This window comes from Streptomyces parvus (assembly GCF_014648875.1).
Taxonomy (GTDB): Bacteria; Actinomycetota; Actinomycetes; order Streptomycetales; family Streptomycetaceae; genus Streptomyces; species Streptomyces parvus.
In genome coordinates, this window is record NZ_BMRY01000018.1 from 87,891 (window position 1) to 102,945 (window position 15,055).

12 protein-coding genes are annotated in these 15,055 nt (G+C 71.2%); 4 read left to right on the forward strand and 8 right to left on the reverse strand.

Annotated elements, in window-relative coordinates:
- Nucleotides 1-39: 39 nt before the first annotated feature.
- The gene (locus tag IE140_RS34550; RefSeq protein WP_150196959.1) at nt 40-1,527 is read right to left on the reverse strand and encodes a DNA-binding protein NsdB; all 1,488 of its coding nucleotides are present in this window, start codon (nt 1,525-1,527) and stop codon (nt 40-42) included.
- A gap of 231 nt (nt 1,528-1,758) precedes the next feature.
- Between IE140_RS34550 and IE140_RS34555 the strand changes: the two genes are divergently transcribed.
- The 3 genes from IE140_RS34555 (at nt 1,759) to IE140_RS34565 (ending at nt 6,457) form a co-directional block, all read left to right on the forward strand.
- Nucleotides 1,759-2,895 (forward strand): aminoglycoside phosphotransferase family protein, encoded by a 1,137-nt coding sequence (locus tag IE140_RS34555; RefSeq protein ID WP_093444630.1) that lies wholly within the window; start codon nt 1,759-1,761, stop codon nt 2,893-2,895.
- A gap of 492 nt (nt 2,896-3,387) precedes the next feature.
- Nucleotides 3,388-4,068 (forward strand): transglycosylase SLT domain-containing protein, encoded by a 681-nt coding sequence (locus tag IE140_RS34560; RefSeq protein WP_150196960.1) that lies wholly within the window; start codon nt 3,388-3,390, stop codon nt 4,066-4,068.
- Between the two features lie 175 nt (nt 4,069-4,243).
- The gene (locus IE140_RS34565) at nt 4,244-6,457 is read left to right on the forward strand and encodes a terpene synthase family protein (protein WP_150196961.1); all 2,214 of its coding nucleotides are present in this window, start codon (nt 4,244-4,246) and stop codon (nt 6,455-6,457) included.
- A 90-nt stretch (nt 6,458-6,547) separates the two neighbouring features.
- Here the strand turns inward: IE140_RS34565 and IE140_RS34570 are convergent, their stop codons facing one another.
- The 7 genes from IE140_RS34570 to IE140_RS34600 all read right to left on the reverse strand — a co-directional run bounded on the left by IE140_RS34570 (nt 6,548) and on the right by IE140_RS34600 (nt 13,165).
- Nucleotides 6,548-7,105 (reverse strand): TetR/AcrR family transcriptional regulator, encoded by a 558-nt coding sequence (locus IE140_RS34570; protein WP_150196962.1) that lies wholly within the window; start codon nt 7,103-7,105, stop codon nt 6,548-6,550.
- Nucleotides 7,102-8,400, reverse strand: coding sequence for an MFS transporter (locus tag IE140_RS34575; protein WP_150196963.1), 1,299 nt, complete (start codon nt 8,398-8,400; stop codon nt 7,102-7,104). The genes IE140_RS34570 and IE140_RS34575 overlap by 4 nt, the downstream gene beginning before the upstream one ends.
- 187 nt (nt 8,401-8,587) lie before the next feature.
- Nucleotides 8,588-9,088, reverse strand: a complete 501-nt coding sequence (locus IE140_RS34580) for a hypothetical protein (protein ID WP_003971159.1) — start codon at nt 9,086-9,088, stop codon at nt 8,588-8,590.
- A 101-nt stretch (nt 9,089-9,189) separates the two neighbouring features.
- Nucleotides 9,190-10,356 carry a thiolase family protein gene (locus IE140_RS34585; protein ID WP_150196964.1) on the reverse strand — a complete coding sequence of 389 codons (1,167 nt, stop codon included), beginning with the start codon at nt 10,354-10,356 and terminating at the stop codon, nt 9,190-9,192.
- Nucleotides 10,349-11,401, reverse strand: a complete 1,053-nt coding sequence (locus IE140_RS34590) for a thiolase family protein (protein WP_150196965.1) — start codon at nt 11,399-11,401, stop codon at nt 10,349-10,351. Before IE140_RS34590 ends, IE140_RS34585 begins: the two co-directional genes overlap by 8 nt.
- A complete protein-coding gene (locus IE140_RS34595) occupies nt 11,402-12,349 on the reverse strand; it encodes a Zn-ribbon domain-containing OB-fold protein (RefSeq protein ID WP_150196966.1) in 948 nt (315 codons plus the stop codon).
- 15 nt (nt 12,350-12,364) lie between these two features.
- Nucleotides 12,365-13,165 carry a crotonase/enoyl-CoA hydratase family protein gene (locus IE140_RS34600; protein WP_032778135.1) on the reverse strand — a complete coding sequence of 267 codons (801 nt, stop codon included), beginning with the start codon at nt 13,163-13,165 and terminating at the stop codon, nt 12,365-12,367.
- Nucleotides 13,166-13,332: 167 nt separating this feature from the next.
- Between IE140_RS34600 and IE140_RS34605 the strand changes: the two genes are divergently transcribed.
- Nucleotides 13,333-14,958 (forward strand): acyl-CoA synthetase, encoded by a 1,626-nt coding sequence (locus IE140_RS34605; RefSeq protein ID WP_150196967.1) that lies wholly within the window; start codon nt 13,333-13,335, stop codon nt 14,956-14,958.
- The last annotated feature ends 97 nt before the right edge of the window (nt 14,959-15,055 follow it).

The following is a 15,055-nucleotide window of genomic DNA, read 5'->3' on the forward strand; positions in this document are numbered from 1 at the left end:
AGGGCGTGAAGCAGCCCGGAGCGGCGCGGTGGGGCCGGTTCAGATCTGCGCGCCCCTGGCCTTCTTCTGGCTCGGCATCGACAGCTCGATCTCCTCGCGCAGATCCTGGATGCCCGCGTATCCGGCGAAATGACCGGTGAGCCGGTACATCTCACGGAGCCGGTCCCAGGTGCGGTGCGAGGAGGTCTCCCCCATCGACACCAGCGCGAGCCGGGCGTAACGGTCGGCCTGTTCCGGGTCGTTGGCGATGAAGCAGGCAGAAGCGAGCGAGATGTAGTCGAAGATCTTCGACCGCTGACGCCCGTTGACCCGCAGCTCCAGAGCCTGCTTGGCGTGGCGTTGGGCGATGATCGCCGCCCCCGGGTCGTGCTCGGCCAGCGTACGGAAGGCGAGCGCCTGCATGCCGTGCATATCGGCCTCGTCGAACATCTGCATCCAACTGGGCGGCGGGACATCGCTCTTGTCCGAGACGAAGAGCTCCTCGGCCTCGCCGAGGGTGCGCCGCATGGCCTGGCCGCGTCCCATGGACGCCTGCGCCCAGGCCTCGATGGTGCGCAGCATCGCCTGCGTACGGGGCAGGGTCTCGTCGCCGGAACCGGACTTGGCGAGCTTCATCAGGTCGAGTGCGTCGTCGGGGCGGCCCAGGTGCACCATCTGGCGTGCCGCGCGGGAGAGCGCCTCTCCGGCGCGTGGCCGGTCGCCGCCCTCGCGGGCCGCGTGGGCGGCGATGACGAAGTACTTCTGGGCGGTGGGTTCGAGGCCGACGTCGTGGGACATCCAGCCCGCCAGGACGGCGAGGTTGGCGGCGACGCCCCACAGGCGGCGCTGGAGGTGGTCGGGGTGCCGGTAGGCGAGCATGCCGCCCACCTCGTTGAGCTGGCCCACGACCGCCTTGCGTTGGAGTCCGCCGCCCCGGGACGCGTCCCAGGCGCGGAAGACCTCGACCGAGTGCTCCAGCGCCGCGATCTCGTCGGAGCCGACCGGTGCGGCCTCGTACCGGTCGAGACCGGCGGGATCGGCGTGCAGGGGGTCGTTGGTCCGTGGCGCGCCGGCCGCCGGAGCGGGGTCGCTGTGCAGCCAGTCGTACATGGGGCCGGCGATGGTTGAGCCGGCGGCGAGCGCGGCGCCCGCACCCACCAAGCCGCGTCGGTTGAGCATGAGGTCCATTCCCGTGAATTCGGTGAGGACCGCTGCCGTCCGTTCGGGCGCCCACGGCAGTTGATCGGGATTGTGTTCCGTCCCGGAGTCACGCCGCTTCCCCACACGCCCGCGTCGGCCGAACCCGAGGTCCTCGATGGTCACGACACGGCCGAGCCGCTCGGTGAACAGAGCTGCCAGCACTTCGGGCACGGGATCACGGGGGGACTCCCCCATGTCGATCCAGCGCCTGACACGCGAGGTGTCGGTGGCCAGCTGCGGGTGGCCCATGGCCGCCGCCTGCCGGTTCACCATTCTCGCGAGTTCGCCCTTGGACCAGCCGGCCAGGCCGAACAGGTCGCTGAGACGGGTGTTGGGTTCTCCGGTCACTTCAAGCCCCCAGGTTCTCGGCTGACTTGACACTAACCCCCTGTCAGATGCGCTGTGACTATTCGCCAGGGTTCGCCAGGGTCCGCCAGATGGTCTGCCACCCGTGACCCGTTGTCAGGTAGGAGTGCGCCACCCCGCCCGGCAGCCCTAGGTACTCCCCAGGGTGCCGAACGGCCGTCGGCCGGGTTGGCGCACGTACCTTGTCGGCGCACGAAGGGATCTGTCTCGCCCATGTACACAGCATCGTCCTCCGTGTCCGCCCCGCCCCGTCCGCTCCGCCCGATGGGCGCGGGCGGCGGGCCCTATCTCGCTCCTCACGCCGGTGCGCCGGTGCAGGGTCCGGGCCGGGCCCGACGGGCCGCGGGACCGGGCGCCGGACCGCTCAGCGGAAGGATCGACCTGTCCGGGCCGCAGGGCGCGCAGGTGCGGATGGCCATCGCCTCCGTCCAGCGCATCTGCCCCGAGTTCAACCCGGTCCAGGTGCTGCGCCGCAGCGGACGTTCGGTCCTGATCGTGGGAACGACCGGGCGGGCGACGGCCGTGGCGAAGTGTTTACTGGACCACTCGCCGGCCTGGACCGAGCGGTTCCGGCACGAAATAGCGGCGTACCGCGCGTTCGTCCGGCACCGGCCCCCGGTTCGGGTGCCCCGGCTGATCGCGGCGGATCCGGAGAACTGCACGCTGGTGATCGAGCGGATGCCCGGCCGGGTCGCCGCCCTCACCCGGCACCCGGCGGAGGCGCCGCCGCGGGCCGACATCCGTGCCGCCCTGGGTGCGATCGCCCGGGTGAACGCCTGGCGGCCGCCGCCCGGACTGTTCGAGGCGCCGCTCGACTACGCCTCGCGGATCGCCCGCTACCACGAGCTCGGTCTGTTCACCGACCGCGACCTCGGTGACCTGCAGAAGCTGCTGCACGGTCTGGCCCACGCGGGCGGCCGGCAGGGCATGGGGCAGTTCTGCCACGGGGACGCCCTGCTCTCCAACATCCTGCTGTCGCCGACCGGACCGGTGCTCGTCGACTGGGAGCACGCCGGCTGGTATCTCCCGGGGTACGACCTGGCGACGCTGTGGACGGTGCTGGGCGACGCCCCGGTGGCGCGCCGCCAGATCAGTCAGCTGGCTCAGGCCAGGGGCCCGGCCGCGCGGGACGCGTTCCTGGTGAACCTGATGCTGGTGCTGACTCGCGAGATCCGGAATTACGAGACGGCGGTGCAGCGCACCATGCGGGAGGCGCCCGCGGTGGGTGCGGGGGCGGACCGCCCCGGTGCGCTCTCCTCGGGTGAGGAGCAGCGGCTGCTGCTGCGGAGGCTGCACGACGACTGCGCGATGGCGCGGAGGGCGGTGCGGGCGGCGGTCGGCACCCGCTGAGGCGGGACGACGCCGACGGAGAAAAGAGGGCGGGGCCGGAGGCCTGCCCGTCGAGGACCGCAGTGCCCAGTCGCTGCGGGCCCAGACCACTGTGAAGAAGAAGCGCGCTGCGGGACCGGTGCCGACACACCGGTCCCGCAGCGCGCTGTTCTGCGTTCGGTGACCGCGTGCTGACCCTGTGCCGTTCCGGGGGCCCTCGCGGGTGAGGCCCGCCACGAGACCCACGTCACCTACGACGTCCGGTCGTAGGTGTGAGCCCTCCCGTCCGGCGTAACGAACCGCCCATATGGCTCATAAATTGGCATCTCACGATGAAGAGTAGTAAAGGCGGTCATTGCTTCCTATGTCGGTGCCCGCTAACCATGGATTCCGGCAGGCACCGAGTTCGAGCCCGCGTCGATCGCCCACCGGCGACCGCGGCCCGGACGACCCGGCACCCGCCGACGCGGCGCGAAGGCCGCGAAGCCCGTCCCCCATAGGAAGAGCTCACGCATGCCCCGCATCTCCACCCTGCGCATCACCCGCTCGCACAAGATCGCCACCGCCGTGCTCGTCGCGGCCGGTTCCGTCACCGCCATGACCGCCACCGGCGGCCCGAGCGAAGCGCAGACCACCGCGACCCGGTCCTCCGTCTCCGTGGAGCCGGTCGCCGCCGCGGGCATCCCCACGGCGAAGGACGCTGCCGAGAAGGCCGCGAAGGAGAACGCCGCCAAGGAAGCCGCGGCGAAGAAGGCCACCGCCAAGGCGCTCGCCGAGAAGGCGACCGCGAAGAAGGCCGCCGAGAAGGAGCGCTCCGAGAAGGAGGCCGCCAACCGGTCCACCGAGCGCAAGGCCGTCACGCCGAAGAAGTACGCGAACAACCTCGACGGCTGGATCCGCGAGTCGCTCGACATCATGGAGAAGAAGAACATCCCCGGCTCCTACGAGGGGCTGCACCGCAACATCATGCGTGAGTCCAGCGGCAACCCGAACGCCGTCAACGACTGGGACATCAACGCGCGGAACGGCATTCCCTCCAAGGGTCTCCTCCAGGTGATCCAGCCCACCTTCGACGCGTACCACGTCAAGGGCACCCCGAAGAACCTCACCGACCCGGTCGCCAACATCACCGCTGCCGCCAACTACGCCGCGGACCGGTACGGCTCGATCGACAACGTCGACTCCGCCTACTGAGCCGGCCCGCCGAGTCGGCCTGCTGAGCCGGCCTGCTGAGCCGACACCCCCGATGTGCCGATGATGTGACTAATTGTCATCGTGCGTGCCCCGGATGGCCGAAGGGTAGTGCTGCGCGGACACCACCGGTCCGCGCGATTCCCCGCGCGAAGGCTTCTGGAAAGGCCTGACGCACATGGCACAGCCCTTCTCACTGCCGGATTTCTATGTTCCGTATCCGGCCAGGCTCAACCCTCATGTGGAAGCGGCACGCACCCACACCCGGGAGTGGGCCCGTTCCATGGGGATGCTGGAGGGATCCGGCATCTGGGAGGAGAAGGACCTGGAGGCGCACGACTACGCCCTCCTGTGCGCCTACACCCATCCCGACTGCTCGGCGGAGGCGCTCAGCCTCGTCACCGACTGGTACGTGTGGGTCTTCTTCTTCGACGACCACTTCCTGGAACTGTTCAAGCGCACCCCCGACCGGGCGGGCGGCAAGCGGTATCTGGACCGACTGCCCGCCTTCATGCCGATGGAGCGCGGAGCCGCGACACCCGAGCCCGAGAATCCCGTCGAGGCGGGGCTCGCCGATCTGTGGGCCCGGACGGTGCCCGCGATGACGGACGACTGGCGGGCCCGGTTCGCGGAGTCGACGGAGAACCTCCTCAACGAGTCCCTGTGGGAGCTCGCCAACATCCACGAGGGCCGCATCGCGAACCCGGTGGAGTACATCGAGATGCGCCGCAAGGTGGGCGGCGCGCCCTGGTCCGCGGGCCTGGTCGAGTACGCGGCGAACGCGGAGATCCCGGCGTCGGTGGCCGGGTCCCGGCCCCTGCGGGTGCTGCGGGACGCCTTCTCCGACGCCGTACACCTGCGCAACGACCTCTTCTCCTACCAGCGTGAGGTGGAGGACGAGGGGGAGAACAGCAACGGCGTCCTGGTGCTGGAGAAGTTCCTCGGCTGCTCCGCGCAGGAGGCCGCCGATGCCGTCAACGACCTGCTGACCTCACGGCTCCAGCAGTTCGAGAACACCGCCCTCACCGAACTCGGCCCTCTCTGCGCCGAGAAGGCCCTCGACCCGGCGCAGACCGCGGCCGTGCTGGCGTACGCCAAGGGGCTCCAGGACTGGCAGTCCGGCGGCCACGAATGGCACATGCGCTCCAGCCGCTACATGAACGGCGGAGGCGCGGGCGAGGCCGTGGCCGGCTGGGGCATGTCCGCGGCCTCCATCAGGTTCACCCTCCGCTCGGAGGCCGCGCGGGCCCGCAGCCACAGCCATGTGCCGTACCAGCACGTGGGCCCCTCACTGCTGCCGGACTTCGACCTGCCGTTCGGCACGACGCTCAGTCCGCATCTGGAGGGGGCCCGGGTCCGGCTCGTCGACTGGGCGCGGCGGATGGGCATCCTGGAGGCCCAGCCGGGGGTGCCGGGTTCGCACATCTGGGACGAGCGGCGGATCGTCGCGATCGACCTCCCGCTGTGCGCGGCGGGCCTGCACCCGGACGCGACCCCGGACGAACTGGACCTGTCCTCGGGCTGGCTGGCCTGGGGGACGTACGGGGACGACTGGTTCCCGGTGGTGCACGGGCGGGCCCGGGACCTGGCGGGCGCGCGCCTGGCCAACGAACGGCTGTCGCTGTTCATGCCGCTGGACGGGGAGGGGACGCCGGAGCCGGTGAACGCCCTGGAGCGGAGCCTGGGCGACCTGTGGCGCAGGACGGCCGCGCCGATGGACCAGGGCGCGCGGCGCACCTTCCGGACCTCGATCGAGTCGATGACCGAGAGCTGGCTGTGGGAGCTGGCGAACCAGGCGCAGAACCGCATCCCCGACCCGGTGGACTACGTGGAGATGCGACGGGCGACGTTCGGTTCGGACCTGACGATGAGTCTGTGCCGGCTGGGGCACGGCAGGACCGTTCCGGACGAGGTCTACCGCAGCGGCCCGATGCGGTCACTGGAGAACGCGGCGGCGGACTACGCGTGCCTGATGAACGACCTCTTCTCGTACCAGAAGGAGATCGAGTACGAGGGCGAGGTGCACAACGGCGTCCTGGTCGTGCAGAACTTCTTCGGCGTGGACTATCCGACGGGCGTGGCGATCGTGCACGACCTGATGAACTCGCGGCTGCGGCAGTTCCTGCATGTGGCCGAGGTCGAACTCCCGGTGCTGTACGACGATTTCGGCCTCGACGCCGAGGCGCGGGAGGTCCTGGCGGGCTATGTGCAGGAGCTCAAGCACTGGATCGCGGGGATCCTGATCTGGCACCGGGGCTGCCGTCGCTACCGCGAGGAGGACCTGCGGCAGGGGAACGACACCCCCTGGCACCTCGGCGGTCCCACGGGGATCGGCACATCGGCGGCGCAAGTGACCCGGATGATGGCTCAGTTGGCGGGCAGCCGGGGCTAGCGTCCGGGCCTACCGGGAGCAGGGTCCGCCGTGGGGTTCTCACGGCGGACCGTGGCCGGGTCCGGGCGCTGATCCCGAAGCGGCCCCGGATCAGAGCAGGACGTGCCGCAGCACGGCCTCGAAGTCCGCCGCCGTCGGCGGTGTGTCGGTCAGCAGTCCCTGGAGGAGCAGTCCGTCGATGACGCCCTTGAGGATCTGTACCCGGACCGGGTCGTCGGTGTAGCGCAGGGCGTATCCGGCGATGGCGTCCAGCCAGCGTCCGGTGGAGGTGCGCAGCTCCGGGCGCCGGGCGGCGAGCAGGTAGAGCTCGTACTCGGCGAGGAGTCGGCCGGGGCCCTTCATCACGTGCCCGAGGAGTTCGGCGAGGGCGGTGAGCCCCTCGGGGCCGCCGTCGGCGCTCTCCGCCAGGCGTCGCATCCGTTCGGCGTCCTGGTCCATGCAGACGGTGAGGGCGGCGGTGAGCAGGTCGTCGATGCTCTTGAAGTAGTAGGCGGCGGCTGTGGCGGGCTGGTCCGCCTCGCGTGCCACCGCCCGGTGGCTGACGCCCGAGACGCCCTCGCGGGCGACCACCCGGAGGGTGGCCTCGATGAGTTCCTGCCGTCGGAGCTCACCCTTGAGCAGGCGGCCGTCGGTCGGTGACGGGGTCATCGTGCCCTCCGGGCGTCGTGGTCGGGCGGTACGGGAGCGGGGTGCCGTTCCTCGTGGCTGCGGGGCGTCCGCGGGACCGGCTTCGCGTCCCCCTCCTCGGCGGGCGCCCGCAGACTCCGGTCGAGCGGGCCCTGGGCGGTCAGCGCCAGGAGCACCGTCGCGGCGCCCGCGGTGATGGCCACGGTGAAGCCGCCGGAGGGGCCGAAGCGGTCGACCATCCCGCCCGACACCGAGGCGCCGAGCGCGACACCGACGCTGAGGCCGGTGATCGCCCAGGTCATCCCCTCGGTGAGGGCAGCGGGCTCCACTGTCTTCTCGACGAGTCCCATCACCACGATCATGGTGGGCGCGAAGAAGAGGCCGGAGAAGAAGACGGCCGCGGAGAGCGTGGCGATGTTCTCGACGAGCAGCAGGGGAAGGGTGGTCAGGGCGGTGCCGGCCGTGCTGAGGAGGAGCAGCCGGGGCAGGGGGACGCCGAGCCGGAGGGCGCCGAACACCAGCCCGGCGCCGGCCGAGCCGATCGCGTAGACGGAGAGGACGATGCCCGCGCCGACCGGTGATCCCTGCTCCTCGGCGAAGGCGACGCTCACCACGTCGACGGTGCCGACGATCGTGCCGCCCGCGACGAGGGTGAGGGCCAGCAGGACGAGTGGTCCCCCGCGCAGCGCCGAGACGCGCGGGGCGCCGTCGGCGGCCGGCCGGAGGACCGGAGGCTCGGTGCGCTTCTGCGGGACGAACATCAGGACGCCGAGGGTGAGCAGCACCGCCGCCACCAGGGGACCGGCCTCCGGGAAGAGCGCGGTGCTCAGTGCGACCGCGAGGGCGGGGCCCACCACGAAGGTGAGTTCGTCGACGACCGATTCCAGCGAGTAGGCGGTGTGCAGGCGGTCCGAGCCCCGGTGGAGATGGGTCCACCGGGCGCGGACCATCGCGGCCATGTTGGGCATCGTGCCGGCCGCCGCCGCACTGACGAACAGCGTCCAGACAGGGGCGTCGTAGCGGGCGCAGAGGAGGAGCACGCCCATGGCGATGACGCTGAGGCCGGTGGCGGGCAGCAGTACCCTGCTCTGCCCCCGCCGGTCGACCACCCGCGAGATCTGGGGGCCGCAGAGGGCCATGGACAGCGTGAAGGTGGCGGAGACGGCCCCTGCCAGGCCGTACTGCCCGCGCATCTGGGACAGCATCGTGATGATCCCGATGCCGGTCATCGACAGCGGCATGCGGGCGACGAAACCCGCGGCGGAGAAGGCTAAGGCGCCCGGCGCCCTGAAAAGAGCGCCGTAGGGGTTGGGCATGGGGACGGACCTCCGGACGGGGGACGATGAACCTGAACGACTGTTACACATTGAACGGTCGTTACATTTTCTCACCGTAGCCGCTCCCCTGCCGTCGATGTCAAGGGGAGCCGTCGGCGTCAAGGGAAAAGGCCGCCCGAACGGATTCGGACGGCCTTGCGACCGGACGGCCTTGCGAAGGGACGTTTCAGCCTTGCTGGAACAGCTCCGCGGGCAGCGGCTTGAGCAGGGTGTAGAGGTCGTCGGTGATCGGCCGGTCCCAGCTGGCAATGGTCACGAGGACGCCGTCGCTGCGGTCGAACTGGACGCAGGCGATCCGGCTCTCGGAGAGCTTGACGCGGCGGACGATCAGCAGATTGTCGCCCTGCATGACGGGGACGTCCTCGGAGCTGACGACCTCGATCGGCTCGTCGTTCTCCAGGGCGAGGAGCAGCTGGGCCACCTCGAAGGGGACCTGGCCCTCCTCCGTCTCGCGGGCGGGCGAGCCTTCCGGCAGATTGCCGATGATCATCGCCGGGCCCCGTCCGCCGTACAGGTCGTAGCGGAGGAAGACGCCCTGACAGCTGCCGTCGGGGGCGGGGAGCAGACCGGCGCCGAGGTTGCCGGGCCAGTCCCCGGGGTCCATGGCCAGGACGTCGAAGTCCGGGCCCGCGGGTGTTGCGGCGCTACGGCGGCGGAGGAAGGACATGCATGCCATGTTACGTGTCCCGGCTCACGTTGCGGAGCCGGGCCCGGGCCGCGCGTGACCGGGCCCGACGTGTCTTCTCAGCCGGGCGGGGGCTCGGCTTCTCAGCCGGGCGGGGGCTCGGCTCCCACGAGCCACATGGCGAAGAACTGGGACCCGCCGCCGTAGGCGTGACCGAGCGCCCGGGTGGCCCCGTCGATCTGGTGCTCGCCGGCTCTCCCCCGGACCTGAAGGGCCGCCTCGGCGAAGCGGATCATGCCGGAGGCGCCGATCGGGTTGGTGGACAGCACACCGCCCGAGGGGTTGACGGGGAGGTCGCCGTCGAGTTCGGTGACGCCCGCCTCGGTGAGCTTCCAGCCCTCGCCCTCGTCCGCGAAGCCGAGGTTCTCCAGCCACATCGGCTCGTACCAGGAGAACGGTACGTACATCTCGACGGCGTCGATCTCGCGGCGTGGGTCGGTGATGCGGGCCTGCCGGTAGACGTCGGCGGCGCAGTCCTTGCCGGCCTGCGGGGAGACGAAGTCCTTGCCCGCGAACAGGGTCGGTTCGCTGCGCATCGCCCCGCCGTGGACCCAGGCGGGCGGATGCGGGGAGCGGGCCGCTCCGGCCCGGTCGGTGAGGACCATGGCGCAGGCCCCGTCGGACGAGGGGCAGGTCTCGGAGTAGCGGACCGGGTCCCAGAGCATGGGCGAGGACTGGACCTTCTCCAGGGTGAGGCCGTGGTCGTGGATGTGCGCGTAGGGGTTCTTCAGCGCGTTGCGGCGGTCCTTGTACGCGACGAGCGAGCCGACCGTGTCGGGCGCTCCGGTGCGCCGCATGTACGCGCGCACGTGCGGGGCGAAGAAGCCGCCCGCGCCGGCCAGCAGCGGCTGCTGGAAGGGGACGGGCAGGGAGAGCCCCCACATGGCGTTGGACTCGGACTGCTTCTCGAAGGCGAGGGTGAGGACGGTGCGGTGGACGCGGGCGGCGACGAGGTTCGCGGCGACCAGGGCCGTCGATCCGCCGACGGAGCCCGCCGTGTGGACGCGGAGCATGGGTTTGCCGACGGCGCCGAGGGCGTCGGCGAGGTAGAGCTCCGGCATCATGACGCCCTCGAAGAAGTCGGGCGCCTTGCCGATCACGACGGCGTCGATGTCGGCCCAGCTCAGCCCGGCGTCCTCCAGGGCTCGGACCGCCGCCTCGCGGACGAGTCCGGCGATGGAGACGTCGTGCCGGGCGGCGACGTGTTTGGTCTGGCCGATGCCGACGACGGCGACGGGCTCCTTACTCATGAGCGCTCTCCCCTTCCAGGACGGCGACCAGGTTCTGTTGCAGGCAGGGCCCGGAGGTGGCGTGGGCGAGGACTCGGTCGGACTCGCCGCGGTGGATACGGGCGGCGGCCTCGCCGAGCCGGATCAGTCCGGCGGCCATGACCGGGTTGGCGGCGAGGGCGCCGCCGGAGGGGTTGACGCGGACCTCGTCGCCGAGCCCGAGCGCCTTGCGCAGGACGACTTCCTGCGAGGTGAACGGGGCGTGCAGCTCGGCGGTGTCGACGGGGCGTTCGAAGGCTCCGGCGTGTTCGGCGGCGAGCCGGGCGGAGGGGCTGTCGGTCAGGTCGCGGACGCCGAGGCTGTGGGCCTCGATGCGGTGGTCGATGCCCCGGATCCAGGCGGGCCGTTCGCACAGGGCGCGGGCGGTGTCCCCGGCGGCGAGGACCACGGAGGCGGCCCCGTCGCCGATGGGCGGGCAGTCGCCGGTGCGCAGCGGGTGCACGAGGGGGTCGCCCGCCGGGACGTCGCCGGTGAGCTGGGCGTACGGGTTGTCCACGGCGGCGGTGCGGTTGCGGGCGGCGATCTCGGCGAGGGCTCCTTCGTCGGTGTCGCCCGCGTCGATGAGGGCCTGGGCCTGGAGGGCCGCGAGGGCGACGGAGTCGGGCCAGAGCGGGGCGAGGTAGTAGGGGTCGAGCTGGCGGGTGAGGACGTCGCGGACTGGGCCGGGCGAGGACTTGCCGTAGGAGTAGACGAGCGCGGTGTCCGCCTCGCCGGTCTGGAGCTTGACCCAGGCTTCGTACAGCGCCCAGGCCCCGTCCATCTCGACGTGCGACTCGGAGATGGGCGGGTGGGCGCCGACGCCGTCGAGCGCCATGGTGAAGGAGAAGGCCCGTCCGGCGAGGTAGTCGGCGGAGCCGGAGCAGGTGAACCCGATCTCGTTGGCCTTGAGCCCGGTCGCGCCCAGGACCTCGTGGAGGACGGGCATCAGCAGGTCGACCTCGGAGAGTTCGTCGGTGCGCCGCCGGTGCGCGCTCTGAGCGAAGGCGACGATGGCCACGTCCCGCATCTACACCAGCTCCTTGTACGTGTCGTAGTCGGCGTCGGGCTCGCCGGTGGGCCGGTAGTGGTCCACATGGCGGGCGCCCTCGCTCCAGACGGGCTCGACGCGCAGGCCCATGCGGACCTGGTCGTAGGGGATTCCGGCGATGCGTCCGTGCAGGGCGAGGTCCGCGCCGTCGAGGGCGATGTGGGCGTATACGTACGGGACTTCGATGTCGAGATTCTTCGCCTTGATGTTGACGATGCAGAAGGTGGTGACCGTGCCTCGCGGTCCGACCTCGACCTGTTCGGCGGTGGCGACCCCGCAGGTGGGGCAGGCGCCGCGCGGCGGCACGTAGACCTTGCGGCAGGCGGGGCAGCGTTCGCCGACGGTACGGCGTTCCTCCAGGGCCTTGATGTAGGCGCTCTGGGCGCGGCCGGGGGTGTGGACGTAGTCGAGGCGGGCCGGGGCGACGATGCCGGTGACGGGGTCGGTGAACTCACCGGAGTGCGGGGCGGGTTCGGTGGGGCCGGGCTCGCCCTCGTTCGGTTCGAAGCAGGCGATGTCGGTGATGGCGCCGGTGCGGGTCGCGGCCCAGCGGATGCGGACGCGCATCCCGGTGCGTACGGCGTCGGGTCCGGGTGCGTCGAGTACGTGCAGGAGCGCGGTGCCGGCCCCGTCGAGGCGGACGAGGACCCAGGCGAACGGGGTGTCGAGCGGCTGGTCGCGGCGCGGGGACGGGTTCCAGGCCCAGGTGGTGACGGTGCCGGTGGGGGCGACCTCGACGAGGTCGCCCAGTTCGTTCGCGGTGACCGGGTCGTACTCGACGGGCGGTACGAGGACCGTGCCGTCGTCCGTGCGGACGCCGAGGACGGTGCGTTCGCGCAGTCCGGTGAGGAAGGCGCTCTGGACGGGGCCGAGGGAACGGGTGAAGGGGAACTCGACCACCAGCGGGGCGCTGAGGACGTCGGGCATGGCTCTCTCCTGGGGTCAGGCGCGCCGGTAGACGGGCGGGCGCTTCTCGGCGAAGGCGCGGGCGCCCTCCTTGGCGTCCTCGGTGGCGAACACGGGCCAGCCGCGCTTGAGTTCGGCGGCCAGGGCCTCGCTCTCGGTCAGCTCGGCGCCCTCGTAGACGGAGGCCTTGACGGCCTCGACGGCGAGCGGCCCGCAGGCGTTGACCCGTTCGGCTACGGCGAGTGCCTCCTCCAGCGCGGTGCCGTCGGGCACGACCCTGCCGACGAGCCCGATGGCGGCGGCTTCGTCGGCGGTGTACGGGCGTCCGGTGAGGAGCATTTCGAGGGCGTGGGTGCGGGGGATCTGGCGGGGCAGCCGGACGGTGGAGCCGCCGATCGGGAAGAGGCCCCGGCGGACCTCGAAGAGCCCGAAGGTGGCTCCGGCTCCGGCGATGCGGATGTCGGTGCCCTGGAGGATCTCGGTGCCACCCGCGACACAGGGGCCCTCCACGGCGGCGATGACCGGTTTGCGGGGGCGGTGGTGGCGCAGCATCGCCTTCCAGTGCAGATCCGGGTCGGCGGTCATCCGCTCGCGGTACTCCTCCCCCGCCATTCCGTCGCCCGCGAGCGCCTTGAGGTCCATCCCGGAGCAGAACGCGCCGCCCGCGCCGGTGAGGACGACGGAGCGGACCGTGTCGTCCGCGTCGGCCGCGAGCCAGCCGTCGTACAGGCCGACGAGCATCGGCAACGAGAGCGCGTTCCTGGCCTGTGGTCTGTTCAGGGTGAGCACCAGCGTGGCGCCTTCGCGCCGCACGGTGAGGTGTTCCGTACCGCCCATGACCGACTCCTGTTCTCCGGATCTGGAACAGGTTGCAGGAGGAGGGGGCGCAGTTCAATAGTTTTCTGACAGCTCGTCAGATTGTTGCGACGCCACCTCTTCCCACTTGTGCCGACCGGCGCTCTAATGACGGCCGAGTCGCCAGTCACCCGGGGTCAGGAGGAACGGTGGAGTACAACCTTGCCGACCTGTTCGAGTCGGTCGTCGACGCGGTGCCCGACCGTGAGGCGCTCCTGTACGTCGACCACCCCGGTACGGGCGCGGAGCGCCGGCTCACGTACGCGGAACTGGACGCCGCCGCCAACCGCATCGCCCACCACCTGCTCGACGCGGGGATCCGGCCGGGAGAGCACCTGGGGCTGCATCTCTACAACGGGGTGGAATACCTCCAGACGGTGCTGGGAGCCCTCAAAGCGCGGATCGTGCCGGTGAATGTCAACTACCGTTATGTCGAGGAGGAGTTGGTCTACCTCTACCGGGACGCGGACCTGGCTGCGCTGGTCTTCGACGGCGAGTTCGACGAGCGGGTGGCGGCGGCCGCCCCGCAGGCCCCGGGGCTGCGCCATCTGGTGCGGGTGGGGACCTCCGCCGCGAAGGCCGCCCCCGGGCCGCCGGCCGTGCCCTTCACCGAGGCGGAGGCGTCCGGCTCCCCGGACCGCGGTTTCACCCCGCGCTCCGCCGACGACCAGTTCATCATCTACACCGGCGGCACGACCGGCATGCCCAAGGGCGTGATGTGGCGTCAGGAGGACCTGTTCTTCTCGGGACTGGGCGGCGGCGCACCGACCGGCGAGCCGGTGAAGACCCCGCAGGAACTGGCCGAGCGGGTCGCGGCGGGCGGCGACGGGATCACCTTCTTCCCCACCCCGCCGCTGATGCACGGGACCTCCACACTGACCGCGTTCATCGGCTTCAACTTCGGCCAACGCGTCGTCGTGCACCGCAAGTTCGTTCCGGAAGAGGTGCTGCGGACCATCGAGAAGGAGAAGGTCACCAGTGTGTCGCTGGTCGGCGACGCGATGCTTCGCCCTCTGATCGACTGCCTGAAGGGGGCGCTGCGCGGGACGGACTGCTCGTCGCTGTTCTCCGTCTCCAGCTCCGGGGCGATCATGTCGGACTCGGTGCGCGCGGAGTTCCAGGAGCTCGTGCCGACGGTGATGCTGCTGAACAACTTCGGCTCCTCCGAGTCCGGCTTCAACGGCACGGCCACCGCTGACTCGGGACCCGAGAAGGGCTTCCGGGTCCAGGTCAACGCCCGTACGGCGGTGGTGGATCCGGTGACATACGAGCCGGTGGCCCCCGGCGAGCCGGGCCGTATCGCCCAGCGCGGACATGTGCCGCTCGGCTACTACAACGACCCGGCCAAGACCGCCGACACCTTCTTCCGCCGGGGCGACGAGCGCTGGGTGCTGCTGGGCGACATGGCGACCGTGGACGCGGACGGCATCGTCACGGTCCTCGGGCGGGGCTCGCAGTGCATCAACACAGGCGGCGAGAAGGTGTATCCGGAGGAGGTCGAGCAGGCGCTCAAGTCGCATGCGGATGTGTACGACGCGCTCGTCGCGGGCGTCCCCGACGAGCGTTGGGGAAACCGGGTCGCCGCCGTGGTCCAACTGCGCGAGGGTGCAGCCGCGTTGACCCTGGACGTGGTGCAGGCCCACTGCCGGACCCGGCTCGCCGGCTACAAGATCCCTCGCGCGCTGGTGCTCGCCGACCGGATCCAGCGCTCGCCGAGCGGCAAGGCGGACTACCGGTGGGCGAAGGCGGTGGCGGCGGAGGCCGACCGTAGCTGAACGGCCGGGGCCGACAGGAGCTGGACGACAAGGGCCCACCGGGGCTGCTGATCTCCATGGGCGCGACGACGTCGGCCATGTATGTGTGCCAGTGGGC